Genomic DNA, 20,448 nt, shown 5'->3' with positions numbered 1-20,448 from the left:
CCAGCCTACGGGTTCGGCGTCCGAAGCGATCGAAGGTGGCCCGCCTGGGCGAGCACGCCGTCCAGTGCCCCCAGGAACGCGGGGAAGCTGCGGCGGAAATCGGAGGCGTTCCCGTACCAATAGAGGTCCTGCTGACCGAACGTGGCGAGCCAGCGCTCGGTCTCGCCGAGCACCACCGCGTACGGCAACGACCGGGAGAAGACGAGCTCGCGGTCGTCCTCCGGAACGTCGTCCGGCGTCACGCCGTGCAGGTAGCCGCGCAGGCCCCGGACGTGCTCCAGCAGCTCACTGCCGCGCTTGGTGCGGGCGGGCATCGACCGGGCGCCGAACGCCAGCGCGACACCGCCGACCGCGACCGCGAGGCCGAACAGCGCGTTGCCGATCGTCAGCGCCAGCACGACCGTGGCGACCACGCCCAGCACCGCGACCACGATGCCGACCCACCAGAACAGGCTGCGCTCGGCGTCGGGCCGGCGCACGAACCAGCGCTTCTCGACGACGTCCGCGTAGAGCCGCTCGCGGACCTGGGCGAGGTCGATCCGCCGGCCGCGCAGCTCGGACACCGTCACCGCGTCGACGCCCTGCGGCAGAAGGGCTTCGTAGACGGCCTTCTCGTACCCGGACAGCGAGTCGTCGGCCGGGTTGCGGCGCACGATCTGCCAGTCGTGACCCTCGACCTCAGCGATCCACAGGTAGTTGCGCACAGCCAGGTCGATCACCGTGGCCGTCACGTCCACGACGTCCACGTGCTCGTCGACGACCGTGCCGACCTGACCGGGCAGCACCCCGTCGGGCGAGGCGAACGCGACCCGGTTGTTCTGGTCGCGCACCAGCACGGAGACCGCGCCGACCTCGCTGGAGAGCGCCGCGACGTCCCGGCCGCGCAGGTACCAGAGCAGCGCGACACCGCCGAGCAGCAACACCAGCAACGCACCGAGCGCGATGCCGCTCACCGGGGTCAGCGCGAACGCGGCGGCCAGGCCGGACTGCTGCACCACGACGGCGTTCGGCGGCACGACCCCGGCGGACAGTCCGATCGCGACATCGACGCGTTCACCGGCGGCGAGCTTGATCTCCTGCGCCCGCACGCCCTTGCCGTCCGCGAGGTCCGCGCTGGTGCACGGCTGCGACGACCCGACGGGACCCGCGAGGCAGTTGACCGACGTCGGCGAGTCGGGTGCGGAGAACGTGACGGCGACCTTGTCGAGCTCGGTGTCCCAGCCGCCCGCGACCTGCCAGCGGACCTCCAGCGCGTCACCGACCGGGGCGACCGCGCCGACGACCGTGTAGGTCAGGGTGGCCTGGCCGCCCTCGAGCTTGACGGAGAACTGGTCGTCGCCGACCGTCGCCTTGCCGCTGCCCTCGACCTTCGCGTCGGTGACCTGGTACTGACGCTCCAGGTCGTTGCCGACGGCGAGTCGCAAAGGGACGGTCCGGTTGACCGTCTTGCCGTCCGGCACGTGCACGGTCTCGGTGACGGTGAGCTTCGAGTCGCGCTCGAGCTTCATCCGGACCTCGGTGCTGACCGTCCCCGGAAGCGGCTGCGCGAGCGCGCCAACAGCCGTTGTGGACGTCAGCGCGGCCGCGGCGAAGATCGCCACTCCCCAGTTCTTCAACACGGCTGCGGACAATAGCGGAGTCCTCATATGCTCCGGCGGACTTTCGAACAGACGCCATCTGGGGGATTTTCGGCGATGACGCAACCACCGTCGCCGGGCAACTGGCCGCCGCCACGCCCGGTGGGGCCACCGCCTGTGCCCGCACCACCGCCGTACGGGCCGCCGATGCCTCCTCGCCCCGCTCAAGGACCTCCGCCCGGCATGCGTCCCGTGGGACCGCCGCCCGCTCCCGGCATGCGTCCGCCGATGGGCCCGCCTCCGATGAGGCCTCTGGGTCCCCCGCCGTACGGCCCGCCGCCCGGCCGCGCTCCCCTTCCCCCGCCGCGTCCGGTGATGCCGCCACCGCAACCCACCTGGGGCCACCACCCTCAGCCGGGGTTCGCGCCGTATCCCGTCATGCCCCCACGCCGCAAAAGCAGCAACGGCCCGATCCTCGCGCTCGTGTTGGGCGGCGTCGTGATCCTCGGCCTCGGCGCAGTCGGCGTCTTCGCGGCCGCGTTCAACAGCAAGGTGAAGGACACGGGCTACTCGGCCTACACCACCTACAGCCCGACCTACACCTACACAACGACGACGACCACGACCACCACCACGACGACGTCCACCCGCACCACGCAGACGTCGAGCACGCCCACGACCCCGCCGGGCCCGAAGGCGGTCTACAAGCTCGCCGACCACCCGATCTTCGGCACCGGCGTCGGCGCGAACGACTTCGCCTCGTGCCCGTTGCCCGCGATGCAGTACAACCCGGCCGGCGAGGAGCGGTTCCTCGCCGCCGCGCTACCGTGCATCGAGAAGGCGTGGCAGCCGGCCCTCAAAGCCGCGAACCTGCCGTACCAGCCGGTCGAGCTGCAGGTGTTCACCGGCACGACGCAGACCCCATGTGGATCACGCCGCAACGACACCACCGCGATGTTCTGCCGTGGCGTCATCTACTGGCCCGGCAACTTCTACGCGAACGAGGGCGCCACGACCCGCCACCCCGGCGTGTACCTCGGCCAGCTCGGCCACGAGTACGGCCACCACATCCAGTGGCTGACCGGCCTGCTGCGCGCCGCCGACCAGGCCCAGTACGACGTCGGCGGCTGGGACACCCCCAAGGGCCTCGAGCTCAACCGCAGGCTCGAACTGCAGGCCACCTGCCTCGGCGGCATGACCCTGGCCCCGTTCTCGCACAAGAACGTCATACCCATGGACGTCGTGAACACCGGTCTGCAAGACGCCGGCCAACGCGGCGACTACAACCGCACGCCAGACCACGGCAGCGCGCCGAACAACCAGCGCTGGGTCATGCACGGCCACAAGCAGAACGACATCAAGGCCTGCAACACCTGGGCCGCGAGCTCGGCGGACGTCTCGTGAACCGATCCCCCGGCCCGCGCGTCTCATGGACGCGGACGGGACGCGTTAGCCCGGTCGGGGGACACGTGATCTCGCTCCGCATATGCTCGTACCCGACCCAGGCTCACCAATGGGGGGACCTCAGGCGATGACGCAACCACCGCCGCCGGGCAACTGGCCACCGCCACGCCCGGTCGGCCCTCCGCCGATGCCCGCACCACTGGGGCAGCGTCCGCCGCAAGGCCCGCCACCGTCGTACGGCATGCCGTCCCAAGGGAATCCACAGGGCCCGCCGCCGCCCCCGTACGGTCCGCCTCCCGGCCAGTACGGCCCGCCGCCGCCCCCACCGGGCCAGGTCATGCCCCCGCCGCAACCGTCGTGGGGCGGTTACCAGCCCGGCTACGCGCCGTACCCGACGATGCCGCCGCGCAAGAAGAACAACGGCCCGATCGTGGCGTTGATCCTCGGCGGCGTGGTCGTCCTCGGCCTGGGCGCCGTCGGTGTTTTCGCGGCGACCTTGAACAACAAGGTGAAGGACACGGGCTACTCGAACTACACGACGTACAGCCCCACGTACTCCTTCACGACGACCACCGAGGCCACGACCACGACGACCACCTCGTCGCGCCCGTCCGCCTCCCGCGCTCCTTCAACCTCCGCGGCCCCGGTGGGCCCGAAGGCCGTCTACACCCTGGCCGACCACCCGTTCCTGAAGCCGAACTTCGGCGCGAACAACGTGAGCGGCTGCCCGCTCCCGGCCATGGACTACTCCGCGGCAGGCCAGGACCGCTTCCTGCGCGCGGCCCTCCCGTGCATCGAAAGCATGTGGAAGCCGGCCCTGGCCGCAGCCAACCTGCCGTACCAGCCAGTAGAGCTGCACATCATCACCGAGACCGCGCAGTACCCGTGCGGCACCGTCCGCCCGGACTCCACCGCGCGCTACTGCCAGGGCGGCATCTACTGGACCGCCAACGCGTACGCCTCGGAACGCAACCCGAACAACCCGAACCACCCCGGCAAGTACCTGGGCCAGCTCGCCCACGAGTACGGCCACCACATCCAGTGGCTCACCGGAATGCTGAAAGCTTCGGACCGCGCGCAGTACGAGGCGGGTGGGTGGGATACTCCGAAGGGCCTCGACCTGAACCGCCGGATGGAGCTGCAAGCCACCTGCTTCGGCGGCATGACGCTGGCCCCTTTGTCGCACGGCGCAATACCGATAGACGTGATCCGAGTAGGCCTGTCCGACGCAGGCAACCGAGGCGACTACGACATCTACCCGACCAAGGACCACGGCACCCCGCAGAACAACGCCAGCTGGGTGGACCGCGGTTACCGCTCGAACAAGGCCTCCGAGTGCAACACCTGGGCAGCGGACCCGGGCTCGGTCTCGTAGGCCCGAAAGGGGAGAACGTGACCCAACCAGCCAAGAACAACCCGGTCCTGCTCGGAGCGGTGTTCGTGCTGGTGGTCGCCTTCGTCCTCGGAATCGGTCAACTGAGCCGCCCCAGACTGGTGACGGGCCACGCCCTGGCAGGCTCCCGCCCAGCGCCTTCCCCTTCCACCGAGCCGTCCACCCCGGTCCGCCCCCGCGCGATCTACCGCCTGGCAGACCACCCGTTCCTGGTCACCCCGGTCTCGGTGGCCCCGCTGACCTGCACGCTCCCCCCGTTCGGCGTCTCAGACCAACAACTGGCCGCCTACTACACCGCAGGCGTCGAATGCCTCGACAACGCCTGGGGCCCGCTGCTGACCGCAGCAAACCTGCCCTTCGAAAAGCCGACCCTGGACGCGTCCCCAGTCCTGAAAGACGGCCCGTGCGGCGCGGCCCCGGAATCCGACCACGCAGTCGCCTACTACTGCGGCCGCAACCGCACGATCTACATGCCCACCGCCCGCCTGCGCGACAACGGCGGCGGCGACGCCCCGGCCACCCACCTGGCGACGCTCGCCCACGAGTACGGCCACCACGTCCAAGCCCTCACCGGCCTGCTCCGCGCAGCCGACCTGAAAATCACCGACGCAGGCGAGAAGACCCCAGCGGGCCTGGAAATGTCGCGCCGCATCGAACTGCAGGCCAACTGCTTCGCGGGCATGTTCCTGACCGGCGCGGCAGGCAAGGGCTCGGTCTCGGCAAACCTGGCCAGGCAGGCGCAGGAAGACTTCCAGTACGCGGTGGAAGAAAAGCCCGAGCACAACGCCCACGGCTCAGCCAAGAACCAGGCCCACTGGGCAACGGCAGGCTTCAAGGCGAACTCAACGTCAGCCTGCAACACCTTCGCCGCACCAGCAGCGCAGGTCGCCTAACCCACATCCCGCGAAGGCGAAGCCAAGCGGCGAGGCCGAAGGCGAGCCGACCCGATGGCGCAGCCGAGGCGCTTGAACGCTTGAAGCGCGGTGCGGGCGGGTCCCCGTCACGAGTCGTGCCTGATCGTTTGCCACCTACGCAACAGGAACTCGCCAACCCAACTGGGGAACGCTACGCACCCGGCGCGCCCGCCAAAGGCGGCCCAGGCAACCAAACCCGAAAAACCGCCCCACCATCAGAAGGCAAACAAGTCAGCTCCCCACCATGAGCCCGAACAACCCCCCGAGCAATGGCGAGCCCCAACCCAGACCCCCCAGACCGCCGATCCCGAGCATCATCCAACCGAACCAACCGGTCAAAAATCCGCTCCCGCTCACCCTCCGGAACCCCTGGCCCATTATCAGAAACAGTGAACCCAGCAGAATCCACCACAATCCGCACAACCCCAGCAGGCCCAGCAGCCTGCCGAGCATTATCCACCAGGTTGACTAAAACCTGAGCCAACCGCTGCCCATCCCCCACCACAACAACCGACTCCCCCTCAGCCGAAATATCAAAGTCGGGAGCCACAAACCGAGTCCGAGCAACCTCAGCCTCAGCCAACGCCAACAAATCCACCGACTCCCGCTGCATCTCATACCCGGCATCCAACTGAGCAAGCGCCAGCAGGTCGTCAACCAACCGCCCAGCCCGCCGAGCCTCCCGCACCAGCAAGAACGACATCTGATCCCGATCAGGAGAATCCACCGGAGCAGCCACCAGAGCCTCAGCCACCGCCTGAACCCCGGTAATGGGCGTGCGCAACTCATGAGCAGCATCAGCAACAAACCGCCGAGTCCGCTGCTCAGACCCCTCCAACGAATCCAACATCTCGTCAAAGGCAGCAGCCGTGCGCCCCAACTCGGTATCCGTGCGAGCAGGATTCAACCGCCCACCCCGATGCCCACGAGCAATGGCCTCAGCCAAGGAAGTCATGGCGTCCAACGGCGCCAGAGCCCGCCGCACCACCCAGATCATCAACACCCCGGTGACCACGATGGCCCCGAGCCCCAGCATGATCAGCAGCTTCCGCAACCGCCCCTGCGCCTGCGAGATCGCCTCGGTGTCGGCGTAGAACGTGTACTTGGCCCCGCGAATCACCTGGTTCTTGCGCTGGAACGGCCCTTCCTCCGGCGCCTCACCGAACCGCGTCCCGTTGGGCAGCTCGACAGTCACATGAATGTTCCGCTTGGACAGCTGCCGGACCACGTCCCGCGGCGCAACGCCGCGCGAAACCAACATGCCCGCACGGTTCCCGGCATCCAGCAGAACGATGTCGACGTCCTTGTTGGACTGCCCCGCAAACGTCCGGTCGACCGAGATGACCAAAGCCACCAGCACGAGGAACAACACCAGCAGCACCGAAACAGCGACCCGGCGCCGCAACGAGACCGTGCGGAGGTTCATTCTTCGGCCCGCAACACGTACCCCAGCCCACGCACGGTGTGCACCAGCCGAGGCCCGTGCTCCTCCAACTTCCGCCGCACGGCAGAAATGTGGACCTCGACCAGGTTCGGGTCGTAGTCCTCATATCCCCACACCGCGGTCAGGATCTGCGTCTTCGACACCACCCGCCCGCGCTGAGCCGCCAAATAGACCAACAGCCGCAGCTCGGTGGCAGTCAGCTCGATTGCCTGGTCAGCCCGCATGACGACGCCGGCGTCAGCGTCCACGACCAGGTCCCCGACCTGCACCGTGGACGGCGTCCGCCCGAGCCGACGCAGCACCGCAGAGACCCGAGCCACCAGCTCAGCCAGCACGAACGGCTTGCCCACGTAGTCGTCGGCGCCACCGGACAGCCCGCGCAGCCGGTCAGGCACCCCGTCGCGAGCGGTCAGCATGACCACGCCCGCCCCGGACGCCCGCCGGATCACCTCGAGCAGCTGGAACCCGTCCCGGCCGGGCAGCATCACGTCGAGCACGACCAGATCGGGCCGGAACCGGCCCAGGTCGGTCTCCAGCTGGCGTCCGTCCAGCCGGTGCTGCACCTCGTACCCGGACTCGCGCAACGCGGACGACACCGCGGCGCCGATCGCCTCGGCGTCCTCGATCACCAACACCCTGGCGGACACCACACCATTCTGCTGATCATCCGGACTTCGGGCGACTCGCCTTCAGCTGACGCTCAGCATGCACGCGCACGCTGATGCCCATGTCGAAGAAATCTGCGTGGGCCGGCGCCATCGTCGCGGCCGTCGGGCTCACCGTCGGCGGCATCGCGGTCGCGACGGCGGCCGACAACTCCGACGGGCCGCCCGGGAGGTTCGCGGAGCGCCACCCCGGCAAGCCCGGCCACCCGGACAAGGTGAAGCTCAAGGACAGCACGCTCGTCGTCGGACGCGTGAAGTCGGTCGAGACCGGCAAGCTCACGATCACCAAGGACGACGGCAGCGAGGTGTCGTTGACCACTGACAGCTCCACCAAGCTGCGTGGCGGTGACCTCGCCGGGCTCAAGGCGGACCAGCGCGTGACCGTGCGCGTGAAGGACGGCAAGGCGCTGAACGTGGCGCTGGCCAAGGCCAAGGAGCAGGGCACGGTCAAGGACGTCAACGGCAACAACGCCACGTTGGTGCAGCTCGACGGCCTGCAGACGCCGCTCGACCTGTCCGCGGTCAGCGAGAAGCCGAAGAACGGCGACCTCGTCGCGGTGACCGGAACGGTGTCCGACGGCAAGACCATCAAGGTCGAGCAGCTGCGTCAGCTGCCGAAGTAAACCTGGGCTCCACGCGGACCGCCGCGTCTGCGAACATCGCAGTGTGGCGGTTCCGCGAAGCCCGAACAGATGGGTGTTCATCCTGCTGGTCGTTGGACTGGTCGGGATCGGGGTCGCGGTCGCGCTTTTAGTGCCTGCCAAGGTGCTCGGCGCCGAGGAACCCCCTAGACCCGTGGCCGCCACCGTCGTCGAGACGGGGTCGTGCGGCCAGGGCATGGACACCGTCGAGTGGGATGCCAACGGCGAGAAGAAGCAAGCCAAGCTCGACGGCTGTGGTCACCGCAAGGGCGAGACCGTCGAGATCATCAACACCGGCAACGACATGGTGTCGTCCGCCGCCTCGGTCCCGGCCGGACTGCCGGTCGGACGCCGCCTCACCGCACTGCTGCTGTGCATGGCCGCGCTGGCCGGTGGCTTCTACGCGTTCCTCTTCCGCTACGCACCTCTGCGAGCGCCCGCGGTCCTGCCCACGCCCCGCCAGGAGCCGGTTTCTTAGCTCCGTTCGGCCTATTCCACGCCACACGATCGCCCCCTATTGTGACGCTCGGACCGCAGATGGGGGCATCGAGGTCCTTCAATCAGCCTGGGGGGCTCTGTGAAGCGTGTACGTGTTCGCATCGCGACCATTTTTTTCGGAGTGCTGGTCGCGCTGACCGGCGCCGTCCAACCGGCCGGCGCGGCCGATCTCAACAACGCCTGGCTGCAGAACCTGCACACCGGCAAGTGCCTGCTGGCCCGAGGTGGGGCCGACCACGAGCTGGCCGTCCAGTACCAGTGCCTGCCCTACGCCGACCAGAAGTGGACTCTCGTCGAGAAGGGCAACGGGCAGTTCCAGATCCGCAACGTGAACAGCGGCAAGTGCCTGCTCGTCTTCGGCACCGGCAACGAAGCCGCGGCCATCCAGTTCACGTGCCTGGACTACGCGGACCAGTACTGGCGCTTCAACGACTACCCCGGTCGCCCGGACTGGTTCTGGGTGCAGAACGTCAACAGCGGCAAGTGCCTGCTCGCCCGCGGCGGCGACAACACGCAGCTCGTGCAGTACGACTGCCTGGAGTACGTCGACCAGGCGTGGGGCCTGTACATCTGACCTCGGACAGGTGCCCGCCTCCGCAACTCGAGGCGGGCACCCGGCCCTACTCCCCTGCGGGAGTCACCTTCTTGACGTAGAGCAGCCGGTCACCCGGCTCGATCGCGTCGGCTTCCGGTGCGTCGACCCGGTACAACGTCCCGCCGCGCACCACACCCAGCACTATGTCCGACAGGTGCCGCGGCGACCCACCGATCTCGCCCGGCTCGACGTCGCGTTCCGCGATCGCGAGGCCGGCGTCCGGCGTCAGCAGGTCCTCCACCATCGCGACCACGGTCGGCGTCGCCGTGGCCATGCCGAGCAGGCGACCTGCCGTTTCCGACGACACCACCACCGAGTCCGCACCGGACTGCTTCAGCAGGTGCTCGTTCTCCCGCTCTCGCACCGAAGCCACGATCTGTGCTTTGGGCGCGAGCTCGCGGGCGGTGAGCGTGATCAGCACCGCCGTGTCGTCCCGGTTCGGGGCAACGACGATCGCGCGCGCTCGGGCCGCACCGGCGACCCTCAGCACGTCGTTGCGCGTACCGGAACCATGCACGGTCACGAGCCCGATGGCGGACGCGGCGTCGAGCGACTCCTGCACGGTGTCGACGACGACGATCGAGCCGGGCTCGACACCGTCGCCCATGAGGGCCGCTACCGCTGAGCGTCCCTTGGTGCCATAACCCACGACCACAACGTGGTCCCGCACGACCCGCCTCCACTTCTGAATGCGCAACGCCTGACGGGAGCGCTCGGTGAGAACTTCGAGTGTCGTGCCGACCAGCACGATCAGGAACAGGACCCGCAACGGCGTGATGACCAGAACGTTGACCAGCCGCGCTGACGACGAGGCGGGCGTGATGTCGCCGTAGCCGGTCGTCGAGAGAGACACCGTCGCGTAGTAGAACGAGTCGAGCAACGAGACGCCATCCCCGTTGACGTCGCGGTAGCCGTCCCGATCGAGATAGACGATCAGCACCGCGAGCAACAGCGCGGCCGACGCCCCGATCACGCGTTTGACGATGGCACGGACCGGGCTCTGCACCTGGTCGGGCATCCTGATCACACCGACGAGCGAATGCGACGCTTCGTCAGACAGGCTCATCGAGTCAACCTCTCGGGCAGCATCCGCCACAGGTGAGCCGCCGCTTCCGCACCTTTGAGGAGCAGTGGCACTACAACGCGTTCGTTCGGCGCGTGCACGCGATCATCCGGCAAGGTCGCGCCGAGGTAGACGAGGGGCACCCCAAGCCACGCCTGGAGCACTGCCGCAGGACCCGATCCGCCGGCCCGCGCGAACTTGACGGGCTGGTCGAACGCGAGCTCCATCGCCTCTTTCACGGCGGCGTTGGCCGGGTCGGCCGGGCTGATCGCGTACGGCGGCACGCCCTCGCCGCGGAAGCCGACCTCGGCACGAATGCCCGGCGGTGTGTGCTTGGCGACGAACTCCTTGAGCTGGTCCGCCACCTTCTCGGGCAGCTGGTCGGGCACGAGCCGGAAGCTGATCTTCGCCGTGGCGGTCGCCGGAACGATCGTCTTCAGGCCGGGGCCGGTGTAGCCGCTGCTCAGGCCGTTCACCTCGGCGGTCGGCCGGACCCAGATGCGTTCCAGCGTGGTGTAGCCGGGTTCGCCCGTTGTCGTCTGCGCGCCGCCTCCGTTGTGCGCCAACCACTTCTGCTCGTCGAACGGCAGCTCGGCGTAGTCCTGCCGCTCCCGCGCGGACGGCTCGTTGACGTCCTCGTAGAAGCCCGGCAGCTGCACCCGGCCTTCGTCGTCGTGCAGCGCGGCGATCAGTTTCGCCAACGCCGTCGCGGGATTCGGGATCGCGCCACCGGCCCGCCCCGAATGCACGTCGTCGGTGCCGCCGAAGAACGTGATCTCACCGCCGAGAACACCGCGCTGCCCGGTGTTGACCGTGGGCGCGTCGCGTTCGTGCAATGCGGTGTCGGTGAACACCACCAGATCGCAGGAAAGATCATCTTTGTGCGCCTCGAGCAGCTTTCGCAGATGCGGCGAACCCGATTCCTCCTCACCCTCGATGAAGAGTTTCAGCGTGACGCTCGGCGCATTCTGTCCGGTGGCTGCCAGATGCGCTTTCACCGCGAGCAGGTGCATCGCGACCTGCCCCTTGTCGTCGCTCGCACCCCGGCCGTGCAGCTCGTCGCCGCTGGTCACGGGCTCGAACGGCGGATGGTGCCAGCGCTCGACCGGGTCGACCGGCTGCACGTCGTGGTGACCGTAAACGAGCACGGTCGGCGCATCGGGATCCTCGGCTCTCCAGCAGGCGTAGACAGCGGGCAACGCCGGCCCGTGGTCCCAGATTTCGATCTCCGGCCAGCCGTCCGCTGCCAGCTGCCCGGCCAGCCACTCGGCGGATCTCTGCACGTCGACGCGATGTGCGGGATCGACGCCGATCGACGGAATCGTGATCCACTCGCGAAGACCGGCGACGAAGGAGTCGCTCAGCGCGGCCACCGCGGCGCGTTCGGGATGATGAGAATCACCTGCCACGCCCGTGGAGAATAGGCCAGCCCCACCTCGCCTACGCCGCGTAGGCATGACAGGGTGACGGCATGGAACCGAACCGTTCCCGAGCGCGGTCGGCGTGGGCGCTCGCCGCACTGCTAGGCCTGGCGGGCACAACCCACTTCACCAGGCCGAAGTACTACGACGCGATCGTCCCGCGCACCCTGCCAGGCACCCCGCGGCAGTGGACCCACATCTCGGGCGTGGCCGAGTTGGCCCTGGCCACGGCGGTGGCGGTCCCGCGAACACGCAAGCTGGGCGGCGTCGCAGCCGCCGCGTTCTTCATCGCGGTGTTCCCAGCAAACGTGAAAATGGCTCTGGACTTCCGCTCCAAGTCGCCAAAGGCGCGCGCACTGGCGTATGGTCGCCTGCCGCTGCAGATCCCACTCGTCGCTTGGGCCTGGAAAGTGGCCAAAGCGGCCCCATGACCACCCTGGGTAATCCTTAACCAAGTATCCCGCAAACGCTGTCATTTTCCGCGCGAGGAACCCTAGGATGCGCCCTGTGCAAACGCTTCTTCAACGCGCCGCGCACGCGCTCGCCTGGGACGGAGTCGTCGTACCCGACGTCGCCGTGCTGGGCCAGCAGGTGTCCGCGGTGGTGCGTTTGCTGCCCGAGGTCCACGAGTGGCGAACCCAGAACGGCTGGCCACCACGCGCCGACCCGTCCTGGTTCCGCTCCTGGTTCGAGCCAGAGGCCCACGACCGCCTACCCGTCGCGGCCGTCGAACTCGTCGGCGTACTGGTCAGCGAGTCGACCACGGACCGCGCCCTGCAGTCGTGCGGCACCCTGCTGACCCTGGCGCCCTGCGCGGTGCTGCTTCCGCGCTCCGACGAGTCGCAGGCCTGGTCGTACATCGAACTCGACTACTACGGCATCGGCGTCGTGGTCGCGGACGACTCCTCGGCGGACCTGATGGTGCCGCCGGAGGACCGGTCGCCCGAGTTCGGGCCTTCGCTCTTCGGCCGGTGGCTGCTCGAGGTGTTGTACGAGCGAGTGCTGAAGGAATCGCACGCACCCGCGAGCACCTGAGCCGCACCGGGTCACTCCACAGTCCGGATCAGGTCCTTCAACCCCTGCTCGTCCAGCAGGTCCGCCGGCCGCAACGTGTGGTCGTGCCGCACGTAGTGGAACGCGGCCCGGACCCGTTCCAGCGGCTCCCCCACCAACGCCGCCCAAGCCAGCCGGTACGCCGCGAGCTGCACCGACAGCGCGGGCAAGGCGTCCGCTTCCGGCACCGCGCCGGTCTTCCAGTCGACGACGGTCCAGCCGTCCGGGTCCTTGTAGACGGCGTCCATTCGACCGCGCACCGAAATTCCGTCGAACTCCGCCTCGAACGGCACCTCGACGTCGTATGGCGTTCGGTCGGCCCAGGCGCTCTGCAGGAACGCCTCCTTCAGGCGTTCGAGGTCGGCGTCCGGTGCGGCGTCGGCGTCGCCGGCGCCCGGTAGCTCGTCGATGTCGAGCAGTCGCGTGGCGCCGAAGCGGTTTTCCAGCCACGTGTGGAAGGCCGTGCCTCGGCGGGCCAGCGGGTTCGGCGGGAACGGGAGTGGGCGGCGGAGGCGGCGGGCCAGCAGGTCCGGGTCCTTGGCCAGCTCGACGAGTTGGCTGACCGACAGGTGGTCGGGGAGCTCCACCTGTTCGCGGCGGTTCATCGAGGCCGCGCGTTCGGCCAGCAGGACGTCCACGTCCGCCGCCCAGCCTTCCGGGTCGTCCGATTCCGGCATCTCCGGGTCGTCCGGGACGACGTCGTCCGGTAGCGGTTCGGGCTCTGGCGGGAAGTCGTCGTCCGGTGGCTCGTCTGGTGGCGGGTAGTCCTCGGAGACCACCTCGGAAGGCTCGTCGAAGATCAGCGGCAGCGGCTCTGGCGGGGCGTTGCGCAGGGCGTCGAGTGCGGCCAGCACCATCTCGGCGCCTTCGACCACGGCGTCGCGGCGCTTGCCTAGCGGGTCGGCCGGCCACTGACGCGTTTTCACGTCTTCGGCGAGGGGGTTCGGGGTGTCGGCTTCCGGTTCGGGCGCCCACGCGCTGATGTCGCCTGGCGGGTTGTCGCGGCTGAGGACCTCGTGCATTTCCTGCAGGAAGACCGAGGGGCCCTTCGGCTTGTCGCCCGCCTCTGCCCACCAGTGGCCCGACATGAACAGCGTGTGCTCGGCTCGCGTCACGCCCACGTAGAAGAGGCGGCGTTCCTCGACGAGCCTGCGGTCCTCGAACTCCTCCGCGTGGATCGTGAGCGCCTCGTCGACCTCCTTGCGGTTGAATCCGGCCGACAATCGAAGCTCGGGCAGGTCTTGTGCGTCACCCCGCAGGTCCGCCGGCAGCTCGGTGACCGCTTTCAGCCAGCACGACGACTTCTTGCGGCCGGGGAAGACGTCCTTCACCAGGTGCGGCAGCGCCACGATCCGCCACTCCAGCCCCTTCGCGGAGTGCACGGTCAGGATCTGCACGCGGTCCTCGGACACCTCGACCTCGCCGGGCTCCAGTCCGTCCTCGGCGTGCTCGGCCGCGTAGAGGTAGTCCAGCAACGACGGCAGCGTCGCCGACGGACTGGCTGCCGCGAAGTCCGCGACGACGTCGGAGAACGCGTCGAGGTGCGCCCGGCCGACCATGCCGGGCCGCGACATGGCCTCGATGTCGAGCAGCAGCGTGCGTTCCACGTCCGCCACCAGTTCGGACAACGGCTGGGTCAGCCGGCGCCGCAACGCCGCCAGCTCGCCGCCGAGTCGCCTGATTCGCCGGTAGCCGTCCTGCGAGTACGCGTCGGGGTCGCCTGGATCGTCCAGCGCGTCGGCCAGGCCGGCCTGTTCCGCGTGCTCGCCGGGCAGCGCGTCCGCCAGCACGAGCAACGGATCGTCCACAACGGACTGTCGTGATTGGACTCCGGCGAGATCGCGAGCCCGGTTCCACAAAGCAGCCAGATCCCGTGCCGCGAGTCGCCAGCGCGATCCGGTGAGCAGCCGCGTCGCCGCCGTGCCCGCCAACGGATCGACCAGAACCCGCAGCGCCGACACCAGGTCACGCACCTCTGGCTCGTCCAGCAACCCGCCCAGGCCGACGACCTCGACCGGTAGCCCGCGTTCCCGCAGAGCGACCGCGATGGCCGCCATGTCCGACCGCCGCCGCACCAGAACGGCCGCGGTCGGCGGCACGCCTTCTGTGTCGAGGTGCGCTTCCCATTGCGCCGCAACGTTGTCCGCCATCCAGTCGAGCTCCTGGCGGATGTCCTCGTGCAGGGCGAGCCGCACGTCGCCCGGGCCGGCACCCGGCCGGGCCTTGAGCTCCTCGACATCCAGCCCGGCTTCCCGCAGCGGCAACGACACCGCGTTCGCCAGCTCCAGCACCTCTGGCGGGTTGCGGAAACTGGTCAGCAGCCCGAACTTCCTGGTGGGCGGGAAGTCGTCCGCGAACCGCGGCAGGTTCGCGGCCGAAGCACCGCGCCAGCCGTAGATGGCCTGCGCCGGGTCGCCGACCGACGTGACCGGCATCGGCTTGCCCTCACCGAACAACGACCGCAGCAGAACGCGCTGCGCGTGGCCGGTGTCCTGGTACTCGTCCAGCAACACCGCGCCGTACCGTTCGCGCTCGCCCTCCGCGACCTCCTTGAACGCGGCGAGCTGCGCGGCCAGCGACATCTGGTCGGCGAAGTCGAGCGCGGCTTCCTTCCGCTTGCGCTGCTGGTACCCCTCCAGCAACGGGAGCAGCGCGACGCGCAGCCGTTGGGCGCGGACGATCTCCTGCAACTTCTCCGGCAACCCGTCACGCTGCCTCGGTGCACGCGGGGCGTTCTCGATCAACGCGCAAAGCCTGTCCGCGTGGTTCTGCAGCGCTTCCGGCGTGACCAGATGCTCGCCGAGCTCGCCCGCCAGCGCCAGCAGATATCCGGTGATCGTCGCGGGGACCTTGTCGGTGTCGAGGTCCTTCGCCCACGTCGACACCACCCGGTGTGCCAGCTGCCAGGACGCCGTCTCGGTGAGGAGCCGCACGCCCGGCTCGACCGGGAGCCGCAGGCCGTGCTCGGTCACCAGCCGGCCCGCGTAGGCGTGGTAGGTGAGCACGACGGGCTCGCCGGTGAGGACGGCCATCTTGCGCTCGCCGCTGGGATCGAGCTCGTCGAGGAGTTGCGATCCACCCAGCCGCCGAAGCCTGGCGCGCACGCGGTCGGCGAGCTGGCGCGCGGCCTTGCGGGTGAACGTCAGGCCCAGCACCCGGTCCGGCAGCACGATGCCGTTGGCCACGAGCCAGACGACGCGGGCGGCCATGGTCTCGGTCTTGCCCGCGCCGGCACCGGCCACGACCAGCGCCGGTTGGGTGGGCGCGGCGATGACCTCAGCCTGCTCGGGGGTCGGTTTGTTGAGCCCGAGCGCTTCGGCGATCTCGAACGGACTGACGGTCATCCGGCACCCAGTCCACACGTGACGTCTCTCCGCACGTCGCGCGGGGCGACAGCACGGTCACAGGTCCTGAACAACGTCACCAACACATCTTCCTACCTGGGCCGCGAGCGTTCGCAGCACCCAGGCCGGTGTGTTCGGACGCGGGAAACACGCAGGTCAACGACTACTCGCTCACCTGACGCCCCGACGGGTGCACCGGGCACGTGGTGCGCGCCGGGCAGCGGTCGCAGTCGGCGTTCTCCCGCGCCGTGTAGTCCGGGCCCAGCACCGACTCCGCCGCGCCCTGCACCACCTCGAGCCACGCGCGGACGCCCTGCTCGTCCAGCGGGGCCTGGGTGCGTTCGACGGCACCGGTCTTCTTGTCCTCCTTGGCCACGTAGAGCAGGCGGGCGCCGCCAGGTTCGGTGCCCAGGCCGATGTGGGTGAAGCCGCCCAGGGAGGTGGCCAGCTGGTAGACGGCCAGCTGCGGGTGTTCCTGGGAGGCGTCGCGGGACACCGGGTTCTTGCCCGTCTTGATGTCGATGACGACCGGGCGGCCGTCCTCGTCGTGTTCCAGGCGGTCGACCCGGCCGCGGACCTGCAGCCACGGGCCGCCGTCGCGTTTCGGGACCTCGACGACCATCTCCTCTTCGACGGCGACCTGGGTCAGCTGGCTGCGGCTCATGGTCAGCCAGGCCAGGAACGTGTCGAGCATGCGTTCCACCCGCAGGCGTTCGCGGCGGGAGAACCACGGCGCGCCGGCGTCCACGGCCGCCCAGGCCTCGTCCAGCTTCACCCGCAGCTGAGCCGAGTCCGCACCCGAGGCTGCCGCTTGAGCGAGGGCGTGGACCAGGGTGCCGGTGACCGAGGCCAGCTCGGCCGGGTCCTGACCGCCGTGCCGTTCCACGACCCAGCGCAGCGGGCACTTCGTGATCACCTCGATGGTCGACGGTGTCACGCTGACCTTCTGCTCCTCCGTCCACAACGCGTCCAAAGTGGACACCGAGGCCACGCCGTACCAGGACTCCGGGTGCGCGCCGGGCACTCCAGCCTCGGCCAGCCGTGCCAGCTGAGCGGCCGCGCGCGAACGACGATCAGGATCTTCAGTGTCCGAGCAGACCACGCGACGCAGCTCGCCGACCAGCTCGGCGAGCACCAGGCCGCGTTGGGGGCGGTGCAGCTTGCGTTCGTCCTCAGCGGAAGACTCGATCTCGTCGAGGAAGCGCGACGGCTGCTCGTCCTCACCGCGCACAGCGCTGATCAGCAGCTTCGAGCGGGCGCGGGAGGCGGCCACCAGCAGCAGCCGGCGTTCCTCTGCCAGGATCGGGGCCACCGCCGACACCGACGGTTCGAGGCCCGCCAGCACGTCCACCATGCGCTCGACGCCGAGGACCGTGCCGCGCAGCCGCAGGTCGGGCCAGCTGCCCTCCTGAACTCCCGGCACGGCAACGACTTCCCACTCGCGGCCGGCCGCGGAGTGCGCGGTCAGGACGGACACCGCCTCACCGGTCGGCGCCGAGGCAGCGAGGGTGTCGCCGACGATCCGCTGGGACTCCAGGTAGTCCGCGAAGCCCGCCACGCCAGAGCCCGGCAGGCGGTCGACGTACTTCGCGGCCGCCTCGAACAGGGCCACGATCGCGTCGAGGTCGCGGTCCGCCTGCATGCCCGGCATGCCACGGCGGGCAGACTGCGCCACCCAGCGGTCCTGCAGGCCCGTCGCGGTCCAGAGGTCCCACAGGACGACCTCGACGGACTTGCCGTCAGAAACAGCCTTGCGCGCCAACGACAGCAGGTGCGAGATCCGCCGCGCGGGCAGCGACTCCGCGTCCTCCAGCGCCGCCAGGCGGTCGGCCGTCTCCACCACCTCGACCAGCAACTCGCCGGACGGACGATCACCTCCCGCAGCCATCTCCAGGCGCCGCAGACCACGTCGCAACCGCCGCAGCGCCAACGGATCCGCACCGCCATAAGCCGACGACAGCAGCATCGCCGCCGTGTCCTCGTCCAGCGAACCCGGCACGGCCGCGGCACGGATCAGCGCCAGCAACGGGCGCACGGAAGGCTGCTGCGCCAACGGCAGCTCGTCCGACGGCACGGCCACCGGCACGCCCGCGGCCAGCAGAGCACGTTGCAGCACGGGCAAGGACAACGTCGCCGAACGCACGATGACGGCCATCTGCGACCACGGCACCTCGTCGGCCAGGTGGGAGCGGCGCAGCTGGTCGGCCACCCACGTCGCCTCCTGCGCGGAGGACGCGAGCAGCCGCACCTGCACGGAGCCCTCGCCATCAGCAGGCAACACCGTGCGCGCGGGAGAAGCACCGGGCAGCCGAGCGGCCAGCCGCGCCACCGCGTCCCGGATCTCCGGCATCATCCGGAACGACTGGGTCAGCACCACCGTCTCGCCCTGCACGTCCCGCAGGATCTCCGGCGAGGCGCCGCGGAACGTGAAGATCGCCTGGTCGGGATCGCCCGCCAGGACGAACCGCGCCGCCCCGGACCCCAGCGAGCTGATCAGCGAGTACTGCATCGGGTCGAGGTGCTGCGCGTCGTCGACCAGCAGATACCGCACCCGCCGCCGCTCACCGAAGAGCAGCTCCTCGTCGTTCACGAACGCGGCGTACGCGGACGACACCAGCTCGGCCGCGTCGTACGCGGGCGCGAAAGCCGTCGCGGAGTCCATGCCGGACAACAGGTTCACCGACTCGTACTGCTGACCGAAGAGGCCGGCCGCCACCCACTCGTCGCGGCCGTGCTCCTCGCCGAGCTCGATCAGGTCCTCCGGGCCCAGCCCGCGCTCGGCCGCCCGCAACAGCAGGTCGCGCAGCTCGTGCGCGAACCCCGGCAGCTCCAAAGCAGGCCGCAACCGCTCCGGCCACTTCAGGGCGCCCAGCTCGACGTCACCGGCCAGCAGCTCACGCACCATCGCGTCCTGATCGGGCCCGGACAGCAGCCGCGGCGGCGGCTCGCCCAGCAGCACCGCCTGGTTGCGCAGCACCGCGAACGCGTAGGAGTGCACGGTCCGCACCAACGGCTCGCGGATGGTGGAGAACCGCCCTGTGAGCAACCGCGTGATGTGCGCGCGCAACGCCACGGACGCGCGCCGGTTCGCGGTCAGCACCAGCACGTTCTCCGGTGAGGCCCCCTCCTCCAGCACGACGTGCGCCGCCAGCTCGGCCAGCAGCGTCGTCTTGCCCGTCCCCGGACCGCCCAGCACCCGCAGGAAGCCGGACTGCGCGAAGACCCGCTGGGCAGCCGCGTCCCACCGGGGACGCGGGCGCGTCTCCGGCTTCCGGCGGACGAGCTGAGGTGGAAGTGCCACGTCTCGATTTCACCACGCTGCACCGACAAGATCAGTCATGCCCGCCGGACGGAGCACAGCAGGATTTCGTCTACCTTCTTGACAGAACCAGGTGGTCTAGTCCATTTTTAAACACGTTGTAAGCCCCCTCGCTGCCAGCTCCGCCGCCCTGGACCGAGCAGTCTTGGAGGAGAAGATGAAGCGGTTCCTCGTCGGCGCTGTCGCTGCGACCTGCGCGGCGATGCTGCTGCCCACGACCGCGCAGGCGGCCGTCAACCCGGTGCTCGCGGCTCCGTACCTCTACCAGTGGGGCGGTCAGCCCAACCCCGCCACGGTCATGCAGCAGACGGGCATCAAGGCCTTCACCCTCGCGTTCATCCTCAGCGACGGCGGCTGCAACCCGAAGTGGGACGGCACCCGCGACCTGAACGGCTCGGACAAGACCCTGATCAACAACATCCGTGCGGCCGGTGGCGACGCGGTGCCGTCGATCGGCGGCTGGTCCGGCAACAAGCTCGGGCAGAAGTGCTCCAGCGCCACCGCACTCGCCGGCGCCTACCAGAAGGTGATCAACGCCTACGGCCTCAAGGCGATCGACATCGACATCGAGGCGCAGGAGTTCGAGAACGGCACCACGCAGGACCGCGTGCTCGGCGCGCTCAAAATCATCAAGCAGAACAACCCTGGCGTGAAGACGGTCATCACCATGCCGACCGACCGCACCGGCCCGAACTCGTGGGGCAAGCGCCTGGTCACCCGCGCCAAGGAGCTCGGAGCGCCGATCGACACGTGGGCCGTCATGCCGTTCGACTGGGGCAGCGGCGGCGACATGTTCGCCTACACCAAGAGCGCGGTCGACGGCCTGAAGAACCACGTCAAGGCCACCTACGGACTCACGGACGACGCGGCGTACCGGCGCAGCGGCCTGTCGTCGATGAACGGCAAGACCGACACCGGCGAGACCGTCACCCCGCAGAACTTCCGCGACATCGTGACGTGGGCGAACTCCAAGCACCTGGCCCGCGTCTCGTTCTGGGCCGTGAACCGCGACCGCGGCAACTGCGGGGCGATGAGCTCCTCGTGCAGCGGTATCAACCAGCAGACCTACGAGTTCACCAAGGCGCTGGCGAAGTTCACCGGGTAACAGACTCCTCCG

General features: G+C 69.3%; 16 protein-coding genes. 9 read left to right on the top strand and 7 right to left on the bottom strand.

Annotation, left to right across the window (positions count from 1 at the left end; genetic code table 11):
- Window positions 1–5: 5 nt before the first annotated feature.
- On the bottom strand, window positions 6–1,619 hold the full coding sequence (locus DI276_RS34380; RefSeq protein ID WP_112271161.1) for a DUF2207 domain-containing protein: 1,614 nt from the start codon (window positions 1,617–1,619) through the stop codon (window positions 6–8).
- A gap of 396 nt (window positions 1,620–2,015) precedes the next feature.
- On the opposite strand from DI276_RS34380, the gene DI276_RS34375 reads away from it, so the two are divergent.
- The 3 genes from DI276_RS34375 to DI276_RS34360 all read left to right on the top strand — a co-directional run bounded on the left by DI276_RS34375 (window position 2,016) and on the right by DI276_RS34360 (window position 5,267).
- The gene (locus DI276_RS34375) at window positions 2,016–2,981 is read left to right on the top strand and encodes a neutral zinc metallopeptidase (protein WP_112271159.1); all 966 of its coding nucleotides are present in this window, start codon (window positions 2,016–2,018) and stop codon (window positions 2,979–2,981) included.
- Window positions 2,982–3,108: 127 nt separating this feature from the next.
- A complete protein-coding gene (locus DI276_RS34365) occupies window positions 3,109–4,356 on the top strand; it encodes a neutral zinc metallopeptidase (RefSeq protein ID WP_269814322.1) in 1,248 nt (415 codons plus the stop codon).
- Between the two features lie 17 nt (window positions 4,357–4,373).
- Window positions 4,374–5,267, top strand: a complete 894-nt coding sequence (locus DI276_RS34360) for a neutral zinc metallopeptidase (RefSeq protein WP_112271157.1) — start codon at window positions 4,374–4,376, stop codon at window positions 5,265–5,267.
- A gap of 172 nt (window positions 5,268–5,439) precedes the next feature.
- On the opposite strand, the gene DI276_RS34355 is transcribed toward DI276_RS34360, so the two are convergent.
- Both DI276_RS34355 and DI276_RS34350 read right to left on the bottom strand, forming a co-directional pair.
- Window positions 5,440–6,714 (bottom strand): sensor histidine kinase, encoded by a 1,275-nt coding sequence (locus tag DI276_RS34355; RefSeq protein ID WP_112271155.1) that lies wholly within the window; start codon window positions 6,712–6,714, stop codon window positions 5,440–5,442.
- Complete coding sequence (locus DI276_RS34350; protein WP_198681074.1) at window positions 6,711–7,379, bottom strand: response regulator transcription factor; 669 nt, start codon at window positions 7,377–7,379, stop codon at window positions 6,711–6,713. The genes DI276_RS34355 and DI276_RS34350 overlap by 4 nt, the downstream gene beginning before the upstream one ends.
- A gap of 80 nt (window positions 7,380–7,459) precedes the next feature.
- Between DI276_RS34350 and DI276_RS34345 the strand changes: the two genes are divergently transcribed.
- From DI276_RS34345 to DI276_RS34335, 3 genes are all read left to right on the top strand, one after another.
- On the top strand, window positions 7,460–8,020 hold the full coding sequence (locus DI276_RS34345) for a single stranded DNA-binding domain-containing protein (RefSeq protein ID WP_112271151.1): 561 nt from the start codon (window positions 7,460–7,462) through the stop codon (window positions 8,018–8,020).
- A gap of 43 nt (window positions 8,021–8,063) precedes the next feature.
- Window positions 8,064–8,516 (top strand): hypothetical protein, encoded by a 453-nt coding sequence (locus tag DI276_RS34340; RefSeq protein WP_157985106.1) that lies wholly within the window; start codon window positions 8,064–8,066, stop codon window positions 8,514–8,516.
- 99 nt (window positions 8,517–8,615) lie between these two features.
- A complete protein-coding gene (locus DI276_RS34335; RefSeq protein WP_157985105.1) occupies window positions 8,616–9,110 on the top strand; it encodes an RICIN domain-containing protein in 495 nt (164 codons plus the stop codon).
- A 46-nt stretch (window positions 9,111–9,156) separates the two neighbouring features.
- On the opposite strand, the gene DI276_RS34330 is transcribed toward DI276_RS34335, so the two are convergent.
- Both DI276_RS34330 and DI276_RS34325 read right to left on the bottom strand, forming a co-directional pair.
- A complete protein-coding gene (locus DI276_RS34330) occupies window positions 9,157–10,197 on the bottom strand; it encodes a potassium channel family protein (RefSeq protein WP_112271145.1) in 1,041 nt (346 codons plus the stop codon).
- Window positions 10,194–11,603: a M20/M25/M40 family metallo-hydrolase gene (locus DI276_RS34325; RefSeq protein WP_232837104.1), complete on the bottom strand. Its 1,410-nt coding sequence runs from the start codon at window positions 11,601–11,603 to the stop codon at window positions 10,194–10,196. Before DI276_RS34325 ends, DI276_RS34330 begins: the two co-directional genes overlap by 4 nt.
- 62 nt (window positions 11,604–11,665) lie before the next feature.
- On the opposite strand from DI276_RS34325, the gene DI276_RS34320 reads away from it, so the two are divergent.
- Both DI276_RS34320 and DI276_RS34315 read left to right on the top strand, forming a co-directional pair.
- Window positions 11,666–12,046, top strand: coding sequence for a DoxX family protein (locus DI276_RS34320; protein WP_112271141.1), 381 nt, complete (start codon window positions 11,666–11,668; stop codon window positions 12,044–12,046).
- Between the two features lie 76 nt (window positions 12,047–12,122).
- A complete protein-coding gene (locus tag DI276_RS34315; protein WP_198681073.1) occupies window positions 12,123–12,650 on the top strand; it encodes a hypothetical protein in 528 nt (175 codons plus the stop codon).
- Between the two features lie 11 nt (window positions 12,651–12,661).
- Here DI276_RS34315 and DI276_RS34310 read toward each other — a convergent pair whose 3' ends face one another.
- Window positions 12,662–16,012, bottom strand: a complete 3,351-nt coding sequence (locus DI276_RS34310) for an ATP-dependent DNA helicase (RefSeq protein ID WP_112271137.1) — start codon at window positions 16,010–16,012, stop codon at window positions 12,662–12,664.
- Between the two features lie 163 nt (window positions 16,013–16,175).
- The gene (locus DI276_RS34305) at window positions 16,176–19,313 is read right to left on the bottom strand and encodes an ATP-dependent helicase (RefSeq protein WP_112271125.1); all 3,138 of its coding nucleotides are present in this window, start codon (window positions 19,311–19,313) and stop codon (window positions 16,176–16,178) included.
- 175 nt (window positions 19,314–19,488) lie between these two features.
- On the opposite strand from DI276_RS34305, the gene DI276_RS34300 reads away from it, so the two are divergent.
- Entirely contained in the window at window positions 19,489–20,436 is a 948-nt protein-coding gene (locus DI276_RS34300; protein ID WP_112271123.1) for a chitinase, read from the top strand.
- Window positions 20,437–20,448: the final 12 nt, after the last annotated feature.

Origin of the sequence: Lentzea terrae (genome assembly GCF_003265345.1) — a bacterium.
Lineage (GTDB): Bacteria > Actinomycetota > Actinomycetes > Mycobacteriales > Pseudonocardiaceae > Lentzea > Lentzea terrae.
Note: the sequence above shows the minus strand (reverse complement) of the source record. Positions and strands in the feature narration are given on the sequence as shown.

Coding starts and splice junctions, on each gene's coding strand:
- DI276_RS34375 (WP_112271159.1), top strand. CDS start 2,016: ATGCCCCCACGCCGCAAAAGCAGCAACGGCCCGATCCTCGCGCTCGTG.
- DI276_RS34365 (WP_269814322.1), top strand. CDS start 3,109: ATGACGCAACCACCGCCGCCGGGCAACTGGCCACCGCCACGCCCGGTC.
- DI276_RS34355 (WP_112271155.1), bottom strand. CDS start 6,714: ATGAACCTCCGCACGGTCTCGTTGCGGCGCCGGGTCGCTGTTTCGGTG.
- DI276_RS34345 (WP_112271151.1), top strand. CDS start 7,460: ATGTCGAAGAAATCTGCGTGGGCCGGCGCCATCGTCGCGGCCGTCGGG.
- DI276_RS34330 (WP_112271145.1), bottom strand. CDS start 10,197: ATGAGCCTGTCTGACGAAGCGTCGCATTCGCTCGTCGGTGTGATCAGG.
- DI276_RS34320 (WP_112271141.1), top strand. CDS start 11,666: ATGGAACCGAACCGTTCCCGAGCGCGGTCGGCGTGGGCGCTCGCCGCA.
- DI276_RS34310 (WP_112271137.1), bottom strand. CDS start 16,012: ATGACCGTCAGTCCGTTCGAGATCGCCGAAGCGCTCGGGCTCAACAAA.
- DI276_RS34300 (WP_112271123.1), top strand. CDS start 19,489: ATGAAGCGGTTCCTCGTCGGCGCTGTCGCTGCGACCTGCGCGGCGATG.